General features: G+C 68.8%; 12 protein-coding genes. 8 read left to right on the forward strand and 4 right to left on the reverse strand.

Annotated features, from left to right (window positions below; all coding sequences use genetic code 11):
* Positions 1-54 precede the first annotated feature (54 nt).
* Together ACFCQI_RS05035 and glnE are read right to left on the reverse strand one after the other, a co-directional pair.
* Positions 55-3,036, reverse strand: a complete 2,982-nt coding sequence (locus tag ACFCQI_RS05035) for a diguanylate cyclase (RefSeq protein ID WP_395120286.1) — start codon at positions 3,034-3,036, stop codon at positions 55-57.
* Positions 3,037-3,231: 195 nt separating this feature from the next.
* Positions 3,232-6,102, reverse strand: a complete 2,871-nt coding sequence (gene glnE, locus ACFCQI_RS05040; protein ID WP_395120287.1) for a bifunctional [glutamate--ammonia ligase]-adenylyl-L-tyrosine phosphorylase/[glutamate--ammonia-ligase] adenylyltransferase — start codon at positions 6,100-6,102, stop codon at positions 3,232-3,234.
* A 178-nt stretch (positions 6,103-6,280) separates the two neighbouring features.
* On the opposite strand from glnE, the gene ACFCQI_RS05045 reads away from it, so the two are divergent.
* A complete protein-coding gene (locus ACFCQI_RS05045; RefSeq protein WP_395120288.1) occupies positions 6,281-8,182 on the forward strand; it encodes an LTA synthase family protein in 1,902 nt (633 codons plus the stop codon).
* A gap of 92 nt (positions 8,183-8,274) precedes the next feature.
* Complete coding sequence (locus ACFCQI_RS05050) at positions 8,275-9,252, forward strand: HNH endonuclease (RefSeq protein ID WP_395120290.1); 978 nt, start codon at positions 8,275-8,277, stop codon at positions 9,250-9,252.
* 134 nt (positions 9,253-9,386) lie between these two features.
* On the opposite strand, the gene groL is transcribed toward ACFCQI_RS05050, so the two are convergent.
* Together groL and groES are read right to left on the reverse strand one after the other, a co-directional pair.
* A complete protein-coding gene (groL, locus tag ACFCQI_RS05055; RefSeq protein ID WP_395120291.1) occupies positions 9,387-11,036 on the reverse strand; it encodes a chaperonin GroEL in 1,650 nt (549 codons plus the stop codon).
* 132 nt (positions 11,037-11,168) lie between these two features.
* Positions 11,169-11,462, reverse strand: coding sequence for a co-chaperone GroES (gene groES, locus ACFCQI_RS05060; protein WP_395120292.1), 294 nt, complete (start codon positions 11,460-11,462; stop codon positions 11,169-11,171).
* Between the two features lie 233 nt (positions 11,463-11,695).
* On the opposite strand from groES, the gene cutA reads away from it, so the two are divergent.
* From cutA to accC, 6 genes are all read left to right on the forward strand, one after another.
* Entirely contained in the window at positions 11,696-12,019 is a 324-nt protein-coding gene (gene cutA / locus ACFCQI_RS05065; protein WP_395120293.1) for a divalent-cation tolerance protein CutA, read from the forward strand.
* A gap of 103 nt (positions 12,020-12,122) precedes the next feature.
* On the forward strand, positions 12,123-14,312 hold the full coding sequence (locus tag ACFCQI_RS05070) for a protein-disulfide reductase DsbD family protein (protein WP_395121259.1): 2,190 nt from the start codon (positions 12,123-12,125) through the stop codon (positions 14,310-14,312).
* Positions 14,312-14,875, forward strand: a complete 564-nt coding sequence (locus ACFCQI_RS05075) for a TlpA family protein disulfide reductase (RefSeq protein WP_395120294.1) — start codon at positions 14,312-14,314, stop codon at positions 14,873-14,875. The genes ACFCQI_RS05070 and ACFCQI_RS05075 overlap by 1 nt, the downstream gene beginning before the upstream one ends.
* Positions 14,876-15,020: 145 nt before the next feature.
* Complete coding sequence (gene aroQ / locus ACFCQI_RS05080; RefSeq protein WP_395120295.1) at positions 15,021-15,479, forward strand: type II 3-dehydroquinate dehydratase; 459 nt, start codon at positions 15,021-15,023, stop codon at positions 15,477-15,479.
* Positions 15,480-15,545: 66 nt separating this feature from the next.
* Positions 15,546-16,013 (forward strand): acetyl-CoA carboxylase biotin carboxyl carrier protein, encoded by a 468-nt coding sequence (accB, locus tag ACFCQI_RS05085; RefSeq protein WP_395120296.1) that lies wholly within the window; start codon positions 15,546-15,548, stop codon positions 16,011-16,013.
* A gap of 117 nt (positions 16,014-16,130) precedes the next feature.
* A complete protein-coding gene (gene accC, locus ACFCQI_RS05090; RefSeq protein ID WP_395120297.1) occupies positions 16,131-17,507 on the forward strand; it encodes an acetyl-CoA carboxylase biotin carboxylase subunit in 1,377 nt (458 codons plus the stop codon).
* Positions 17,508-17,629: the final 122 nt, after the last annotated feature.

Below are 17,629 nucleotides of genomic sequence, written 5' to 3' on the forward strand. Positions count from 1 at the left end.
CGCGGCGGGCAGGGCTTCGCCCGAAGCGCCGGCGCAACGATCGAAGGCGCCCGCTCAGTTCGTCGGACGCACCCATTTCAGCTGGCCGGCGGCCAGCAGCGCGTCCAGTTGCGGTGCCAGCGGATCGCGCAGGATTGCCGCCGGCAACGGCGCGGCGGCCAGCAGGCCGACGCACTGGTCGCGGCCGAGGTACTTGGCGCGATACAGCGCCAGATCGGCCAGCTCCACCGCCGCATCGAAGGTTGCCGCGTCGCTGTGGGCGGCCAGCGGATGCATGCTGAAACCGATCGAGCAGGTCAGCCGCAGCACGCCGCCGCGACCATCCGCGAATGCCTTGGCGGCAATGTCGTGGCGCAGGCGCTGGGCGATGCGCAGCACGTCGGCCTGGTCGACGTCGCGCAGCAACAGCAGGAACTCCTCGCCGCCCCAGCGCACGGTGATGTCGCTGTCGCGGCGCAACTCGGCGAGCCTGCTGCCCAGCTCGCGCAGCACCGCATCGCCCACTGCATGGCCGCGGGCGTCGTTGATGTGCTTGAAGTGGTCGATGTCGATCTGTATCACGCCGACGCTGCTGCCCTCGGCCAGCAGCGCGGGCAGCTGCGCCAGCAGGTAGCGCCGGTTGTGCAGCGCGGTCAGCGTGTCGGTATGGCTCTCCTCGGCGAGCGCGAGATTGGTTACGCGCAGGCGCTCCAGCGCACGCGACAACTCGCCGGTACGGCGTTCGACCTGTTCCTCCAGCCACGCGTTGCGGCGGCGCTGCCGGCGCATGCTCCAGCGCGTCAGCACGAACAGCAGCACGACCAGCGCGGCCGCGGCGGCGAGCCGCACCAGCAGGTTTTCGTACCAGTACGGGGTGACTTCGACGGCGATCGCGGCCTCGGGCCCGTAGCCGGCGGCACCCGGCAGCGTGGCGGCGACGCGAAAGCGGTAGTTGCCCGCCGGCAGGTGGGTGTAGAACGCCTCGCGGCGCACGCCCGCGTGCTGCCAATCCTTGTCGTAGCCGTCCAGCCGGTAGCGGAAATGCAAGGTCCCCACCTGCAGGTAGGGCGCGGTGTAGTGCACGGTCAGGTCGCGGCTGCCCTGGTCGAGGGTGAACGCGCCGCCCGTGTATTGCCGGTCGTCATGCTCGACCGACACCACTGCCGCACGCGGCGCCGACGGCCGCTCGCCGAGTGCGCGCGTGTTCACGCCGAGGATGCCGTCGGTGGTGGCGTACCAGATGACGTCGCCGACGATGGCGCTGCGCGCGCGGGCGCCGCCATTGCAGCAATGCAGGTTGCTCACCGTGGTGGAACGCTGCTCGCCGGCCAGCTGCTGCGGCGAGACCGTGCGCGGCGGCGAGCCGGGCAGCGGCAGTTGCGAGAGCGGCAGGCGCCAGGCGCCTTCCGTCGAGCTGGCGTAGAGCTGCCCGTCGAGCAGGTCGAACGTCCACACGTTGTCGCTGGGCAAGCCTTCGCTCTGGCCGGTCATGCGCAGGCGGCCGTCTGCCATCAGGCCAATGCCGGCGTCGCTGGTGGCCACCGCGAGCAGGTCCGGCTTGAGCAGCGCCAGCCGCGTCACGAAGTGGCTGCGCAAGGGCTCGGCCCACGCCGGCCGTGTCCAGTGACCGTCGCGCCACTCGCGCACGCCGTCGCGGGTGCCGACGTACCAGCGCCCCGGCGCCAGCGGCAGCACCGAGCGGATGATGGCCTCGGCGGCGGTAGCCTGCGGATCGAGCCGGCTCAACGCGCCCTGCCGCCAGCGATAAAGCCCGGCGGAAGTGCCAAACAGGAAATCGTCGTCGCCGAGCTCGTGGATGTCGTTGATCTGCAGGTTGCGCAGGCCTTGCAGCGCGGCCGGGGTGACGTCCACCCCGCGGTCGAACACCGCGATGCCGCCGCGCGTGCCCACCCACAAGCGCTGGCGACGGTCGTAGTACAGCTCGTAGGCGGACGGGTTGGGCAGCGCGCTGCCGGGAATCAGCGTGCGCACCTGCTTGCCGTCGAAGACCTCCACGTCGGAATTGGTGCCGAACACGATCGAGCCGTCGGGCGCGCGCAGCACGCTCCACACCAGCGGATCGCGCACGCCGTCGTCCAGCGACAGACGCCGGGTCCAGCCATTCCAGATGCGGTACAGGCCCCGCGTGTAGGTGCCCAGCCACAGGTTGCCGTCGCGGTCCTCCAGCATGCGGTGCACCCACGGCCGGCGCTGGACATCGATCTCCTCGCGCTCCAGTTCGCCGTCCGGCAGGCGGCGGTACAGCGCTTTGGCGGTGGCGATCCAGAGCGAACCGACGCGATCGGTGAGCAGGCTCTCGATCGGCGCCGCATCGATCCCGTCGCCCAGTCCCGCCGCGACCCACTGCCCATCCACGATCCGCATCAAGCCGGCCGACGTGCCCAGCCACAACTGGCCGCCCTGCAGCGCCAGATGATTGACCACCACGTGCCGCCATGCCGCCGGCCCGGCCGCGATGCAGCTTTCCGTGGCCGGTGCGGCGCTGTCGGCGCGGCGGCAGACGCGGCCGATGCCGCCGATCCACAGATGGCCGTCGCCACGCAGCAGGCTGAAGGCCGGCCCGCCGCTGCCGCCGGTCGACACCATCCGGCCTTCGTGCAGCCGCTGCACGCCGTCGGCGGTGGCCAGCAGCGGCGTGCCGTCACCGGCGTCGATGATCGCGTTGACCGCAGCCCCGCCCAGCGCCTTGAACTGCCCGTCGCGCTGCCCGATCAGGCCGCGCGCGCCGCCGAACCAGACGCCGCCGCGCGGGTCGGCCCAGGCAGCGTTGAGCATGCTGGTATCCACGCCGGTGCTGGCGTGGTCGTAGCGCACGAAGCGGGCGCCGTCGAAACGCGCCACGGCCGTTTGCGTGTTGACCCACAGGAATCCGGCGCGATCCTCGGCCAGGCCCAGCACGGTGATTTGCGGCAGGCCCTGTTCCACGCCCCAGTGGTCGAGCACAAAGGAATGGAACGGCTGCTGCGGATCCATCGCCCGCGCGGGCGACATGACAACCAGCCAGCCGGTCGACATCAGCAGGAGTGCAAGCAGCACTCGCGATCCCACTCCCCCTGTCACGCGTCCCCTCATCCCGCCCCTGCCGACAGCCCGTGGCCATGGTCGATCTTGCCTGCCGGGATGGGTCCAGACAAGCGCCATGCGTTGACGGCACTCTTCACGTCCGTGAAGCGAAGGGCTCTCCGCGAACACTCCCCGGATCGCGCGCAAGGAGCATGCGCGCGATTCATCTCAACCCTGCGGCGGCGGCTCCGCGTCGGCGGCGAAGGCGAAGCCCAGCGCGTCGGTGACCCCGCGCACGCCGGCGCGCAACTGCTCCAGCGCGGCGTCGCGCGGCGCGATGCGCGAGCGCAGGTCGAGCGTACAGGCCAGCGCGCGTTGCAGCAGGCCAGCGTGCGCGGCCGCCAGGGTCGCCGCCTGATCGTCGTCGAGCACGCCGGCGACGCGGCAGGCCTCGATCAACCCGGCGTTGGCGGTGACGCCGAGCAGCGCCGGCTGCCGCGCCGCGTGCGCCAGCACCAGTCCCTGCAGCGCGAACTCGATGTCGAGCAGGCCGCCGAGGCCCTGCTTCAGGTCGAACTGCTGCTCGTCGGAACGGTCACGCTCGGCGCGCCAGCGTTGACGCATGCTGGCCACTTCCGCGCGCACGGCGGCCGGTTCGCGCGGCACGGCGAGGACGTCGCGGCGTACTGTCGCCAGCTCGGCGTTGAGCGCCGCGTCGCCAGCCACCGGCCGCGCGCGCAACAGCGCCTGGTGCTCCCATGTCCACGCACGGCTTCGCTGGTAGGCCACGAACGCATCGAGGCTGCTTACCAGCAGGCCCTTGGAACCATCCGGACGCAGCCGCGTGTCCACCTCGTACAGACGGCCGGCGCGGGTCAGCACGGTCAGCCAGTTCATCACCCGCTGGGCCAGCCGCTGGTACCAGCGATAGCCTTCCAGCGGACGCTCGCCGTCGCTCATCGCCTGCGCGCGCTGGCCGTCGAACACGAACACCAGGTCCAGGTCCGAGGCGAAGCCCAGTTCCTCGCCGCCGAGACTGCCGTAACCGAGCACGGCGAAGCCCGACCCCAAGCCCGGCAGGCGGCCATGCCGCGCCACCAGATCGCGCTCGGCCAGCGCCAGCACCGCGCCCACCACCGACTCCGCCAGCGCGGCCAGCCGGCGTGCGGTGGCTTCGGCGTCGACGCGACCGTCGTTGAAGGCCAGCCCCAACCGGAACGCGGTGGACGAACGGAACTCGGTGATCCGCTCCAGCTCGGTCTCCGCGTCGCGCTCATCCAGCGTGCCGAGCACGCGGGTGATCTCGGCGGCGATGTCGGCGCGGCGCAGCGGCAGCTGGTCGATGCGCGGATCGAGCACGTCGTCCAGCAGCAGCGGCTGGGCGATCACCCGTTCGGCGAGAAAGGCGCTGTCGGCGAACAGCCGCACCAGCCGGCGCCGCGCCGCGGGCTGCTCGTCCAGCAGCGCGAGATAGGCCGAGCGCCGCGCCACCGCCTGCATCAGCCGGCACAGCCGCAGCAGCGCGGGCACCGGCGCCGGAGTGTTGCGCGCGGCGCCGAGCAGCTGCGGCAGCAAGCGGTCGAGCCGCTCGCGCGAACGCGGCGACATCGCGCGCACCGAGGCGGCTTGCGGCAACTTCAGCAAGGCGTCGGCCAGTTCCGCCGCGGGCGCGAAACCGGAAGCCTCCAGCGTGGCCGCATCCAGCGTTTCGTCGCAGGCGCGCTCCCACAGCCGCACGTCGGCGACCGGTGCGGCGGCGACCTGGCCATGCGCAGGCATCAGCACGGCGGCGAACTCCTCGCTTACGATCGCGCGATGGGTCGCCAGCGCCGCGCGCAAGGTTTCCCAGTCGGGGTAGTCGAGGCTGAGCGCGATGCGTTCGCGGCTCAGTGCATCGTCGGGGATGTCGTGGGTTTGCGCGTCGCGCAGCATCTGCACGCGGTTTTCGGCCCGACGCAGCAGCGCGTAGGCCTCGCGCAAGCGCCGCGCGCGCTGCGCGCCGATGTGGCCACGCGCCTCGCAGGCGGCCAGCGCGCCGAGCAGGCCGTGCACGCGCAGGGAAGGTTCGCGTCCGCCGCGGATCAGCTGCACCAGCTGCACGATGAACTCGATCTCGCGGATGCCGCCGGGGCCGAGCTTGAGATTGTCGGCCAGATCCTTGCGCGCCACCTCGGCGTCGATCAGCGCCTTCATCTCGCGCAGCCCGGCGAACGCGGTGTAGTCGAGATACTTGCGGTAGACGAACGGGCGCAGCATCTCCTGCAACTGCTTGCCGTCGGCACGGTCGCCGGCCACCGCGCGCGCCTTGATCCACGCGTAGCGCTCCCAGTCGCGCCCCTCGCTCTGGTAGTACTGCTCCATCGCGGCGAACGACAGCGCCAGCCGGCCGGCCTTGCCGAACGGGCGCAGGCGCATGTCGACGCGCGCGCAGATGCCGTCCATGGTCGGTTCGCCGAGCAGGCGCACCAGCTGGCGGCCGAGCCGCACGAAGTATTCGCTGTTGTCCAGCGGCCGCGCGCCGTCGCTCTGGCCCCCGTGCGGGTAGGCAAACAGCAGGTCGATGTCGGAGGAGAAGTTGAGCTCGCTGCCGCCGAGCTTGCCGAAGCCCACCACCAGCAGGTGCTGCAACACGCCTTGCGCATCGCGGCTGTGGCCGTAGCGCGCGGCCATTGCCGCGGTGGCCCACGCCAGCGCCTTGCCCAGCAGCGCCTCGTACAGGACGCTGGTGGCGGACAGGGTTTCCGGCAACTCGTCCAGCCCGTTGACGTCGCGGAACACCAGCCGCAACGCCTCGGCATGGCGAAAGCGGCGCAGCGCGGCCATGCAGCCGGCTTCGTCCTCCGGCAGTGGCAGCGCGTCGATGCGGGCTCCGGCGTCGGCGCCGGAGCGCAGGCGATCCAGCCCCTGCGGGGCGAGCAGCTGCGGCTGGCGACACCAGGTATCGAACGCGAAATCGCTGGCGAGCAAGGTGCGACGGATGCGTTCGGCGACGCCGGCATCGTCATGCAGGTGCACGCCGGCGGCGCGGCAACGGCGCTCCAGCTCGCGGTAGCGATCATCGATCAGCGCGCGCAGCGCGGCGGATTCGGGCGGGTTCATCGGCCCATTGTGCCGCAGCGCGGCGGCGACGCCGCGCATCGCCGTGCACGGCCGACCCGTTCGTGCGTTGCGCATGCCTGCGGCAGGCCCGACACTTGTCGTTTTGCGCGCCACCCGCCGTTCATCGAGTCCTGTTTACATTCTGGAGACCACCCATGACGACCCCGGCAGTCGCCACATGCCCCTGACCTCTCCCGACATCCGCAGCGCCCGGTATCCGCTGGGCGCGCGCATCGCGCTGGTGCTGGCACTGGCGCTGGCGTTCGTGCTGCTGACCGGGCTGGTCGACGGCGGCGTGGGGGTGACCACGGCGCAGTTGCTCAAGCAGCCGCGGTTCCCGCTGGCCAATGCGCTGCCCGGCCTGCTGCTGGCCGGCGCGCTGCTGGCGTGGACCCGCCGTGCCTGGCTGTCGTTCGGCCTGGCGTTCACGCTGCAAGGGCTGGTCTACGGCGTCAACGTGCTGAAGGTGGCCAACCTCGGCACGCCGCTGCTGCCGGACGATTTCCGCATGATCGGCCAATTGCGCAAGGGCGGCATGCACCTGCTGGCCGGCTACCTGCCGCACAGCCCGTGGCCGTACCTCGCGTTGCTGGCGGCGCTGGCGCTGGTGGTGCTGGCGTGGCGTTACGAGCCGCCGGTGGTACCGCGGCATACCGGTGGCAAGCGCCTCGCCGCCTGCGGCCTGCTGGCCGCGGCGTTCGTCAGCATGCTGGTGGGCCTGTCCGCCTGGGGCAGGATCTACAACGCGCACGTGCTGTGGCTGGAGCCGTGGTCGGCCCGGGTCACCACCAACCATTCGGGCCTGATCAGCTCGCTGATGCTGTTCCACCTGCAATACGGCGGTGGCCACCACAAGCCCGACCGCGCCGCGGCCGAGCAGCTGATTGCGCAATCCGCGCCGGCGTTGCAACAGGTGTTGCGGCAGCCGGCGGCAACCGGTGAGCTGCCCGACATCGTGGTGGTGCAGAGCGAATCGTTCTTCGACCCGTCGATCATGCACGGCTACGAGCACAGCAACTTCGCGCCCAACCTGCGCCGGCTCGCGCGGCATGGCAGCAGCGGCAAACTGCACGTGCCTACCTTCGGCGGCGGCACCATCCGCACCGAGTTCGAGTTCCTCACCGGCCTGTCGCTGCGCTACTTCGACAACCTGCAGTTCCCTTACCTGCAGATGAGCCACAAGTCGCTGCCAAGCCTGGTGCGCACGCTGGCGTCGCACGGCTACAGCACGCTTGCGCTGCATGGCAACGACCCGGCGTTCTGGAACCGCACCACCGCGTTTCAGGCAATCGGCTTCGACCGGTTCGTGTCGCAATCCTCGTTCCCGCCCGGCGCGCCGAATGACGGCAAGTACATGGCCGACAGCGCGATGACCGACGAGATCATGACCCAGCTCAAGGACAGCGGCCCGCCGCAGTTCATCTTCGCCATCAGCATCGAGGCGCACGGCCCCTACGACATCGAGCCCGCGCACGTCGCCGAACGCGACGCGATCCCGGTGCCCGACGGCATCACCGGCCGCGACAAGCTGGAGCTGCAGACCTACCTCTACCACCTCAAACATGCCGACGCCGAACTCGGCCGGCTGGTGAAGCTGCTCGCCAAACGCGACCGGCCCAGCGTGGTGCTGTTCTACGGCGACCACCTGCCCGCCCTCAGCAACAGCTACCACATCACCGGTTTCGTCGACGGCAGCGACATGCTGAGCCAGGCCGGCGTGTGGCTGCTGGTCGACCCGAAACGGCCGTCCAAACCGCTGCAGGCCGACACCGCCTCCTGGCTGCTGCCGGGCAAACTGCTGGCCCACCTCGGCATCCACGACGACCCCTACTTCGCACTGACCGAACTGGTCGGCCCGCAGATCGCCGCCCTCACCGCCGCCCCCGGCGCCCCGCCGCGCCCGCAGAGCGACGAGCAGCGGCAACTGGACAAGGCCATGGCCGGCGTCGACCAGTTGCGCATGGGCGGCAAGCTCGAACCGATGCTGGCCAAGGCACTCGCAGCCGCCGCAACGACGCAGGTGGTGCGCGCGCCATCGGGGCCTCCCGCGACGGAGGCGCAGGCTGCGATGGCACATTGATCCGCACGCGGTGCCCGCCACCGCAAGTTGCCTTCACCCGGGCCGGGGTAAACAATGCGAACTCATCCCGCTGAGCAACAAGCTCTGCATCCATGCGCTACTGGTGGGTCAACCAGAACCAGACTTACCGGCATGAAGTGCCCGGTGGCTACCTGTGGTCACCGAAGCGCAAACAAAACAACACGCGCAATCCGTACTACGACTTCATGCGCGAGGTTGCGCCCGGCGACGTGATTTTCTCCTTCGCCGACACCTGGATCAAAGCTGTCGGAGTGGCGCGATCACACGCTTACGAGGCCCCCAAACCGCTGGAATTCGGCACCACAGGCGCTTATTGGGAGCTTATCGGCTGGCGGATCGACGTACGCTTCAGCGAGCTGCACGGGCCCATCCGGCCGAGCGAGTACATGCACCGGCTCGCCGGACTGCTGCCTGCCCGCTACGCTCCGCTGAACGCGGCGGGGCGAGGGATGCAAAACATCTATCTCACTTGCCTTCCGGAACGCTTCGCGGCGGAACTGGCCGACCTGATTGGCTTTGAAGCACGCCAACTCCTGCGACCGGCAACAGTGGGCCAGCCGGAAGCCGACGCCGCTATCGGCCTGGCACAGTGGGAGGAGCACGAACTGGAAAAGATCCGGTCGGACCAGCTCATCATCAGCACCGAGCGTGAGGCCCTGGTGCTCGCGAGGCGGGGACAGGGACTGTTCAAATCGCGGGTCATGGACCATGAATCGCGTTGCCGCGTCACGGGCGTGGACCGCGTCGAGCATCTGCGCGCCAGCCACTGCAAACCCTGGCGCGACGCGAGCAACGAGGAACGGCTTGACGGGGAAAACGGGCTGTTGCTCACCCCCAACGCCGACCATCTGTTCGATCGCGGCTTCATCGCATTCGAAGACAACGGGCAAGTCGTGGTCTCGCCCGTCGCGGACCGGCCGTCCATCCAGCGCATGGGCATCGACCCCAGGTCACCGCCGAACGTGGGCACGTTTTCCCTACGCCAGCGCGACTATCTGCAATTCCACCGCGAAAATGTCTTCCTGGAATCGAAATTCCTCGGCGGATGAAGCACCCGACCGCGCCAAAGAAAAACCCCGCCGCAGCGGGGTTCTTCATGTTGCACTGCTCTCGTTGAGCAGTGCGGCCACGGATGGCCGCTTTCTGATTCAAGCCATCGGAGGCGATGGCATGGGTGACGGCATCAGAAATCCATGCCGCCCATGCCGCCCATGCCACCGCCCATGCCGCCGGCGCCGTGGCTGTGCTCTTCCTTCTTCGGCAGCTCGGCGACGATCGCCTCGGTGGTGATCGCCAGGCCGGCGACCGACGCGGCGTGCTGCAGGGCCGAGCGGGTGACCTTGGTCGGGTCCAGGATGCCCATCGCCACCATGTCACCGAACTCGCCGGTGGCCGCGTTGTAGCCGAAGTTGCCCTTGCCTTCCTTGACCTTGTTGAGGATCACGGACGGCTCTTCGCCGGCATTGGCGACGATCGCGCGCAGCGGCGCTTCCAGCGCGCGGCGGGTGATCGCGATGCCCAGGTCCTGGTCGGCGTTGTCGCCCTTCAGGCCCTCGACCGCCTTGAGCGCGCGGATCAGCGCCACGCCACCGCCGGGGACCACGCCCTCTTCCACCGCAGCGCGGGTGGCGTGCAGGGCGTCTTCGACGCGGGCCTTCTTTTCCTTCATCTCGATCTCGGTGCCGGCACCGACCTTGATCACGGCAACACCGCCGGCCAGCTTGGCCACGCGCTCCTGCAGCTTCTCGCGGTCGTAGTCGGAGGAGGTCTCCTCGATCTGCGCCTTGATCTGGCCGATGCGCGACTGGATCTTCTCCGCGTCGCCGGCACCGTCGATGATCGTGGTGTTTTCCTTGGTGATCACCACGCGCTTGGCGCGGCCGAGGTCGTTGATGGTGGTCTTCTCCAGCGACAGGCCCACTTCCTCGGACACGACCTGGCCGTTGGTCAGCACGGCGATGTCTTCCAGGATGGCCTTGCGACGGTCACCGAAGCCCGGCGCCTTGACGGCGGCGACCTTGACGATGCCGCGGATGGTGTTGACCACCAGCGTGGCCAGCGCCTCGCCCTCGACTTCCTCGGCGACGATCACCAGCGGCTTGCCGGCCTTGGCGACGGCTTCCAGCACGGGCAGCAGCTCGCGCACGTTGGAGATCTTCTTGTCGTGGATGAGGATGTACGGGTCATCCATCTCGACCTGCTGCGAGGTCTGGTTGTTGATGAAGTACGGGCTCAGGTAGCCGCGGTCGAACTGCATGCCCTCGACCACGTCCAGCTCGTTGTCCAGGCCGGAACCTTCCTCGACCGTGATCACGCCTTCCTTGCCGACCTTCTTCATCGCATTGGCGATGATGTCGCCGATGTCGGTGTCGGAGTTGGCCGAGATCGTGCCGACCTGGGCGATTTCCTTGTCGTTGGCGGTGGGGTTGGAGAACTTCTTCAGTTCGCCGACGGCGGCGGTCACCGCCTTGTCGATGCCGCGCTTGAGGTCCATCGGGTTGATGCCGGCGGCCACGGCCTTGAGGCCTTCCTGGATGAACGCCTGCGCCAGCACGGTGGCGGTGGTGGTGCCGTCACCGGCCACGTCGGAGGTCTTGGAGGCGGCTTCCTTGACGATCTGCGCGCCGAGGTTCTCGTACTTGTCGGCCAGCTCGATCTCCTTGGCGACGGACACGCCGTCCTTGGTGATCGTGGGCGCGCCGAAGCTCTTCTCGAGCACCACGTTGCGACCCTTCGGGCCGAGGGTCACCTTGACCGCATTGGCCAGGGTGTTCACGCCCTTGAGCAGGCGGGCGCGGGCGTCTTCGCCGAAACGGACTTCTTTGGCTGCCATGATTTTTTTGCCTCAAAAAAATTGAATAAGAATGGGAAACGTCACGAAAGAGCTGCAAGAAGGAGCCGCAGGCGACTGGCGTGCGCGCTTTTGACTTTCGTCGCGCTCAACCGGCCATCGGCCCCGAGGGCATCACCCCTCGATCACCGCCACGATGTCGTCTTCCTTCAGGAACACGAGCTCTTCGCCGTCGATCTTGATTTCCTGGCCGGCATACTTGCCGAACAGCACCGTGTCGCCTTCCTTCAGCGACATCGGGCGAACCTTGCCGTCGGCCATGATCAGGCCGGTGCCGGCGGCGACGACCTTGCCGCGGGTGGGCTTCTCGGTGGCGCTGTCGGGGATGACGATGCCGCCAGCGGAAACGCGCTCTTCTTCGAGACGCTTGACGATGACGCGGTCATGCAACGGACGCAGTTTGCTCATGGAAGGACTCCGATGTCGTTTGAGGTGGGACAAGGCTTTCAAGACCCCGATCCGGCGATCTTGTTAGCACTCGTGGTAGATGAGTGCCAATTCTAGCGACACAAACTGCCGCTGCAAGACGTTCGGACCGGGAACGTACAGCTAATTGGGTGGATGGGTGCAGCTTTCAAGGGGCGGGCGTCGTGCCCGAGGCAGGGGTGCGCGCGGCGGCTCCGCCGGTTAGGCTGGCCGGCATGCCTGACACCGTCCTGCTCTGCTATTGCACCTGCCCGGACCGCGACAGCGCCGGGCGCATCGCCCGGGCGCTGGTCGACGAGCGGCTGGCCGCCTGCGTCAGCGGGATCGCTTCGGTGCGTTCCACCTACCGCTGGCAGGAAGCGGTGCACACCGACACCGAGGAACTGCTGCTGATCAAGACCACCGCCGCCCGCCTGCCGGCGCTGGAACGTCGCGTGCTGGAACTGCATCCTTACGAGGTGCCGGAGTTGATCGCGGTACCGGTGGCCGATGGCCATGCCGCCTACCTCGACTGGGTGCGCGAGCACAGCCGGGACTGAAGTCCGGCGCGACCAAATGAAGCACGCCGCGGCGCAGCGAACCGGCTGCGCCATAATAATGAACCGCTGCCCGCGCGCGGGCCCCATGTTTTCCGGAGTCATGATGCGATCGTTGTCCGCCGGCCCGATGTTTGCCCGCCTGCTGCTGGGCGTGGGCCTGCTGCTGGCCGGCCTGCCCGCGCTGGCGCAGGACACCGACGCTCTGCTGCCGGTGACCGAGGCCTACCAGCTCAGCGCCGACGCCGGCACTCCCGGCGTGCTCAAGCTGCACTGGAAGGTCGCGCCGGACTACTACCTCTATCGCGGCCGCATGAAGTTCAAGGCCGGCGACGGCGTCACCCTGGGCCAGGCGCAACTGCCCGAGGGCAGGAAATACCACGATGAATACCTGGGCGACGTGGAGACCTACCACCACGACATCGACGCCAGCATTCCCTACACCGTCGCCACAGGCACCACGCGGCTGAAGCTCAGCGTGCAGTACCAGGGCTGCCACGAGGTCGACCCGAAGATCTGCTACCCGCCGCACACCGAACAACTGGACCTGGCGCTGCCGACCGCCACCGCACCGACCGCACCCGCGGGCTCGCTGGGCGCGGCACTGGACCAGCTCGGCCGCGGCGGACAGAGCGCCGCCACCGGCGTGACGCGGGCGCCGCTGCCGCCCGAGCAGGCGTTCCGCTTCGAGGCACTGGCGCAGAGCCCGCAGCAACTGCTGCTGCGCTGGACCATGCCGGCGGGCTATTACCTGTATCGCGACCACACCACGCTCAAGCTGAGGAAGGCCGACGGCGCGCAGTTGGGGACGCCCGCGTGGCCGGCCGGCGTGCGGCATCAGGACCCGCAGTTCGGCGAGGTCACGGTGTACTTCGACCAGGTCGAAGTGCCGGTGGCGCTCGAAGGCATACCCGCCAGGTCCGGACCGCTGACGCTGGAGGCGACCTTCCAGGGTTGTCAGGACGGCGGCCTGTGCTACCCGTTGATGACGCGCACGGTGCAACTCGAACCGGGCAGCGGCACGGTCGCCACCGGCATGCCGACCAGCGCCGCCAGGGAGCTGCCGCCGGCCACCAACGGCGGCCCGCTGCGCACCAGCCTGTTCGCCGCACTGGCGTTGGCGCTGGGCGGCGGGCTTATCCTCAACCTGATGCCGTGCGTGTTGCCGGTATTGTCGATCAAGGCGGTCGGCGTGCTGGAGAGCGGCGAAAACCCCGCCACGCGGCGCAGCCATGCCTTGTTCTATACCGCCGGCGTGCTGTGCAGTTTCGCCGCGCTGGGGCTGGGCATCCTCGCCCTGCGCAGCGCCGGTCACGCACTGGGCTGGGGTACGCAGCTGCAGCAGCCGGTGGTGGTCGGCGTGCTGGCCTGCGTGATGCTGGCGGTGGGCCTGTCGATGTCCGGCGTGGTGCAGTTCGGCGCCTCGCTGGGCAATACCGGCGCCGGGCTGGCGCGGCGCGCCGGTCCGGCCGGCGACTTCTTCACCGGCGTGCTGGCGGTGGTGGTGGCCAGCCCCTGCACCGCGCCCTTCATGGGCGGCGCGCTGGCCTATGCATTCACCGCGCCGATGCTGTCGGCGCTGCTGGTGTTCCTGATGCTGGGCATCGGCCTGGCGTTGCCGTTCCTGGCGATCGGCTTCGTGCCCGCGGTGGCGCGATGGTTGCCGAAGCCCGGGCGCTGGATGGAAACGCTGAAGCAGGTGCTGGCCTTCCCGATGTACCTCACCGCCGCCTGGCTGGTCTGGGTGCTGGCCAACCAGCGCGGCGCCGACGCGGTGGGCCTGGTGCTGGTGGCGATGGTGCTGCTGGCGATGACCTTGTGGTGGTTCGAGCGCAGCCGTTCGCGCGGCGTGGTCAGCAAGCTGGCGGTGGCCGTGCTGGCGGTCGCCACGCTGGTGCCGATGAGCCTGCTCAGTCAGGTGCCGCCGCCTACCGCAGCCCGCATGGCCGACGGCGTGGTGCCCTATTCCGCGGAGAAGCTGGCCGCGCTGCGCGAAGCGGGCACGCCGGTGTTCGTGGACATGACCGCCGACTGGTGCGTGACCTGCAAGGCCAACGAGCACACGGTGCTCGACACCGCGCGCTTCCGCGACCTGCTGCAGCGCACCGGCGCGGTCTACATGAAGGGCGACTGGACCGACGTGAACCCGGCGATCAGCGCCTTCCTGGCCGAGTACCACTCGCCGGGCGTGCCGCTGTACGTGGTGTTCCCGAAGGATGGCGGTCCCGGCCGGCAGCTGTCGACCGTGCTGACCGCCTCGATGGTCGAACGGGCGTTGACCGACGCGGCGCGCTGATGCTCGACCGCACCTCCGGCCTGATCCTGCTGCTGGCCGCGCTGGCCGCCCTGCTCGGCGGCGGGCTGGCCCAATACCGACACCATCGCGCGACAGCCCCCGTTCCGGTTGCCGCGCCGGCCGTATCGGCGATGGTCGGCAAGCCGCTGCCGGCGCTGACGCTGGCGGATCTGGACGGGCGCATGCACGCGCTGACGGCGTACCGCGGGCGCCGCCTGCTCATCAATTTCTGGGCCAGCTGGTGCGGCCCGTGTCTGCAGGAAATGCCTGCGCTCGACGAGGCCCAGCGCAAATTCGCCGATAATGGGGTGATCGTGCTGGGAATCGCCATGGATCAGCCCGATCACGTTCGCGCTTTTCTGGCCAGGCAACCGGTGAGTTACCCGATCTTGCTGGGCAATCTGGAGGCACCGAGCACATCCCTGCAATTGGGCGATAAGGCTGAGATCCTGCCATTCAGCGTGCTGATCGGCGCCGATGGGCACATTATCGCGACTCACGCCGGCATCCTTTCGCCGCAGCTGCTGACCCAGTGGTTGGCTCCGCAGCAAGGTGCTCCCTGAGTTCGGCCAAACATACGCCAGCGCAGGGCAATCCCTGCGGGTTCTCCGTTGAACATCGCCGATCTGCCGCGAACTGGACAACATCGCCCGACGCGCGCACACTGCGCCGGGTTCCGGGGCCTCCGGACGCAAGCTGGGTGGTTTCGTGGCGAAGATCCTGGTCCTGCACGGACCCAACCTCAACCTGCTGGGTGCACGCGAGCCGCAGATCTACGGCCGCGAAACGCTGGCCGGGATCAACCAGAGCCTGGCCGATCGGGCGCAGGCGGCCGGCCACGAATTGCAGTGGTTCCAGTCCAATGCCGAGCATGAGCTGATTGCGCGCGTGCACCAGGCGCGCGACGACCGCACCGCCCTGATCCTGTGCAATGCCGGCGCCTTCACCCATACCAGCATCGCGCTGCGCGACGCGTTTGCGGCGGTGGCCATCCCGTTCATCGAAGTGCACCTGTCCAACGTGTTCGCGCGCGAGCCGTTCCGCCACCACTCGTATCTGTCGGATCTGGCGCTCGGCGTGATCTGCGGCTTCGGCAGCGCCAGCTACGCACTGGCGCTGGACGCGGCGATCCAGCGGCTGCAGGCGCCGCCTGCCGCCGACGCCTGACCGGCGGCACCCTCTTTCCCCTTCCAGCCGCCTCCACGGCGGCATGACTGACCAAAGGCTGATCCGATGGATTTGCGCAAAATCAAGAAGCTGATCGACTTGCTCGAGGAATCCAACCTCGCCGAACTGGAGATCAAGGAGGGCGAGGAAGTCGTGCGTCTGTCGCGCGTGCCCAAGGGCACCGCACCGGTCGCGGCCGCCGCACCGGTGGCCGCCGCCGCGCCTGCCGTGGCCGCCGCCCCGGTGGCCGCTGCGCCCGCCGCCGCTTCCGAAGCGCCGCCCGCCGACGCCCTGCCGGCCGGCCACGTGGTCAAGGCGCCGATGGTCGGCACCTTCTACGCCTCCGCCTCGCCCGGCGCCCCCGCCTTCGTCAAGGTCGGCCAGCAGGTCAAGGCCGGCGACACCCTGGGCGTGATCGAGGCGATGAAGATGTTCAACCAGATCGAAGCCGAAGTCGCCGGCACCGTACAGGCCATCCTGATCGAGAACGGCCAGCCCGTGGAATTCGACGAACCGATGTTCGTGATTGCGTGATTCGGCGGGGGATACGGAACGGGGAACGGTGGATGAGGAAGAGCCAGCCGCTACGGCATTGCGCTCATCGTCATCCACCGCTCCCCGCTCCCGTCCCCTGCTCCTTCGGAGCTTCCCATGCTAGAAAAAGTCGTCATAGCCAATCGCGGTGAGATCGCGCTGCGCGTGCTGCGCGCGTGCCACAGCCTTGGCATCAAGACGGTCGCGGTGCACTCCACCGTGGACCGCAACCTGAAACACGTCGGCCTGGCCGACGAGGCGATCTGCATCGGCCCGGGGCCGTCGGCGGACAGCTACCTCAACATCCCGCGCATCATCGCCGCGGCGGAGATCACCGACGCCCAGGCCATCCATCCGGGCTACGGCTTCCTCTCCGAGCGCGCCGACTTCGCCGAGCAGGTGGAGCAGTCCGGCTTCATCTTCATCGGACCGACCGCCGACGTGATCCGCCTGATGGGCGACAAGGTCGAGGCGATCCGCGCGATGAAGGCGGCCGGCGTGCCCTGCGTGCCCGGCTCCGGTGGTCCGCTGACCGAGGATGTCGACGCCAGCATCAAGATCGCGCGCGAGATCGGCTACCCGGTGATCATCAAGGCCGCCGGCGGCGGCGGCGGCCGCGGCATGCGCGTGGTGCGCACCGAGGCGCACCTGGGCAACTCCATCGTGATGACCAAGCAGGAGGCCAAGGCGGCCTTCGGCAACGATCAGGTCTACATGGAGAAGTTCCTGGAGAACCCGCGCCACGTGGAGATCCAGGTGCTGGCCGATGGCCAGGGCCACGCCATCTATCTCGGCGAACGCGACTGCTCGATGCAGCGCCGCCACCAGAAGGTGGTCGAGGAAGCGCCGGCGCCGGGCATCACGCCCGAGCTGCGCGCGCAGATCGGCAAGGTCTGCGTCGACGCCTGCCTGCGCATCGGCTACCGCGGCGCCGGCACGTTCGAGTTCCTGTTCGAGAACGGCCGCTTCTACTTCATCGAGATGAACACCCGCATCCAGGTCGAGCACCCGGTGACCGAATTCATCACCGGCGTGGACCTGGTGCGCGAGCAGCTGCTGATCGCCGGCGGCCAGCCGTTGTCGATCCGGCAGGAAGACGTGCACATCACCGGCCACGCCATCGAGTGCCGCATCAACGCCGAGGACCCGGACACCTTCATGCCCAGCCCCGGCACGGTGAAGCGCTTCGAGGCGCCGGGCGGCCCCGGCGTGCGCGTGGACACCCACCTCTACGACGGCTACAGGATCCCGCCGAACTACGATTCGATGATCGGCAAGCTGATCGTCCACGGCCCGGATCGCAAGACCGCCATCGCGCGCATGCAGCTGGCGCTGGCCGAAACGGTCATCGAAGGCGTCAAGTGCAACATCCCGCTGCAGCAGCGGATCATGGCCGACGTCGGCTTCCAGCACGGCAGCCAGAATATCCATTACCTGGAAAAGCGCATGGCCGAACAGAAGGAAAAGGCTGCCGCCGGTGCGGCAGAGAAGTGAGTGAAGAGGAGTTGAGGAACGAGAGAAGGCCGGCGCGCCCGTGCTTCTCTCCACCTTTGACACACTCGCCAAGCCTCGCCCTTCTCTCGTTCCTCAACTCCTCTTCACTCACTCCTGGCCTC

Origin of the sequence: Rhodanobacter sp. FW102-FHT14D06, from assembly GCF_043950705.1 — a bacterium.
GTDB lineage: Bacteria > Pseudomonadota > Gammaproteobacteria > Xanthomonadales > Rhodanobacteraceae > Rhodanobacter.

Coding starts and splice junctions, on each gene's coding strand:
- groL (WP_395120291.1), bottom strand. CDS start 11,036: ATGGCAGCCAAAGAAGTCCGTTTCGGCGAAGACGCCCGCGCCCGCCTG.
- accB (WP_395120296.1), top strand. CDS start 15,546: ATGGATTTGCGCAAAATCAAGAAGCTGATCGACTTGCTCGAGGAATCC.
- groES (WP_395120292.1), bottom strand. CDS start 11,462: ATGAGCAAACTGCGTCCGTTGCATGACCGCGTCATCGTCAAGCGTCTC.
- cutA (WP_395120293.1), top strand. CDS start 11,696: ATGCCTGACACCGTCCTGCTCTGCTATTGCACCTGCCCGGACCGCGAC.
- accC (WP_395120297.1), top strand. CDS start 16,131: ATGCTAGAAAAAGTCGTCATAGCCAATCGCGGTGAGATCGCGCTGCGC.
- ACFCQI_RS05045 (WP_395120288.1), top strand. CDS start 6,281: ATGCCCCTGACCTCTCCCGACATCCGCAGCGCCCGGTATCCGCTGGGC.
- ACFCQI_RS05075 (WP_395120294.1), top strand. CDS start 14,312: ATGCTCGACCGCACCTCCGGCCTGATCCTGCTGCTGGCCGCGCTGGCC.
- glnE (WP_395120287.1), bottom strand. CDS start 6,102: ATGAACCCGCCCGAATCCGCCGCGCTGCGCGCGCTGATCGATGATCGC.
- ACFCQI_RS05070 (WP_395121259.1), top strand. CDS start 12,123: ATGCGATCGTTGTCCGCCGGCCCGATGTTTGCCCGCCTGCTGCTGGGC.
- ACFCQI_RS05050 (WP_395120290.1), top strand. CDS start 8,275: ATGCGCTACTGGTGGGTCAACCAGAACCAGACTTACCGGCATGAAGTG.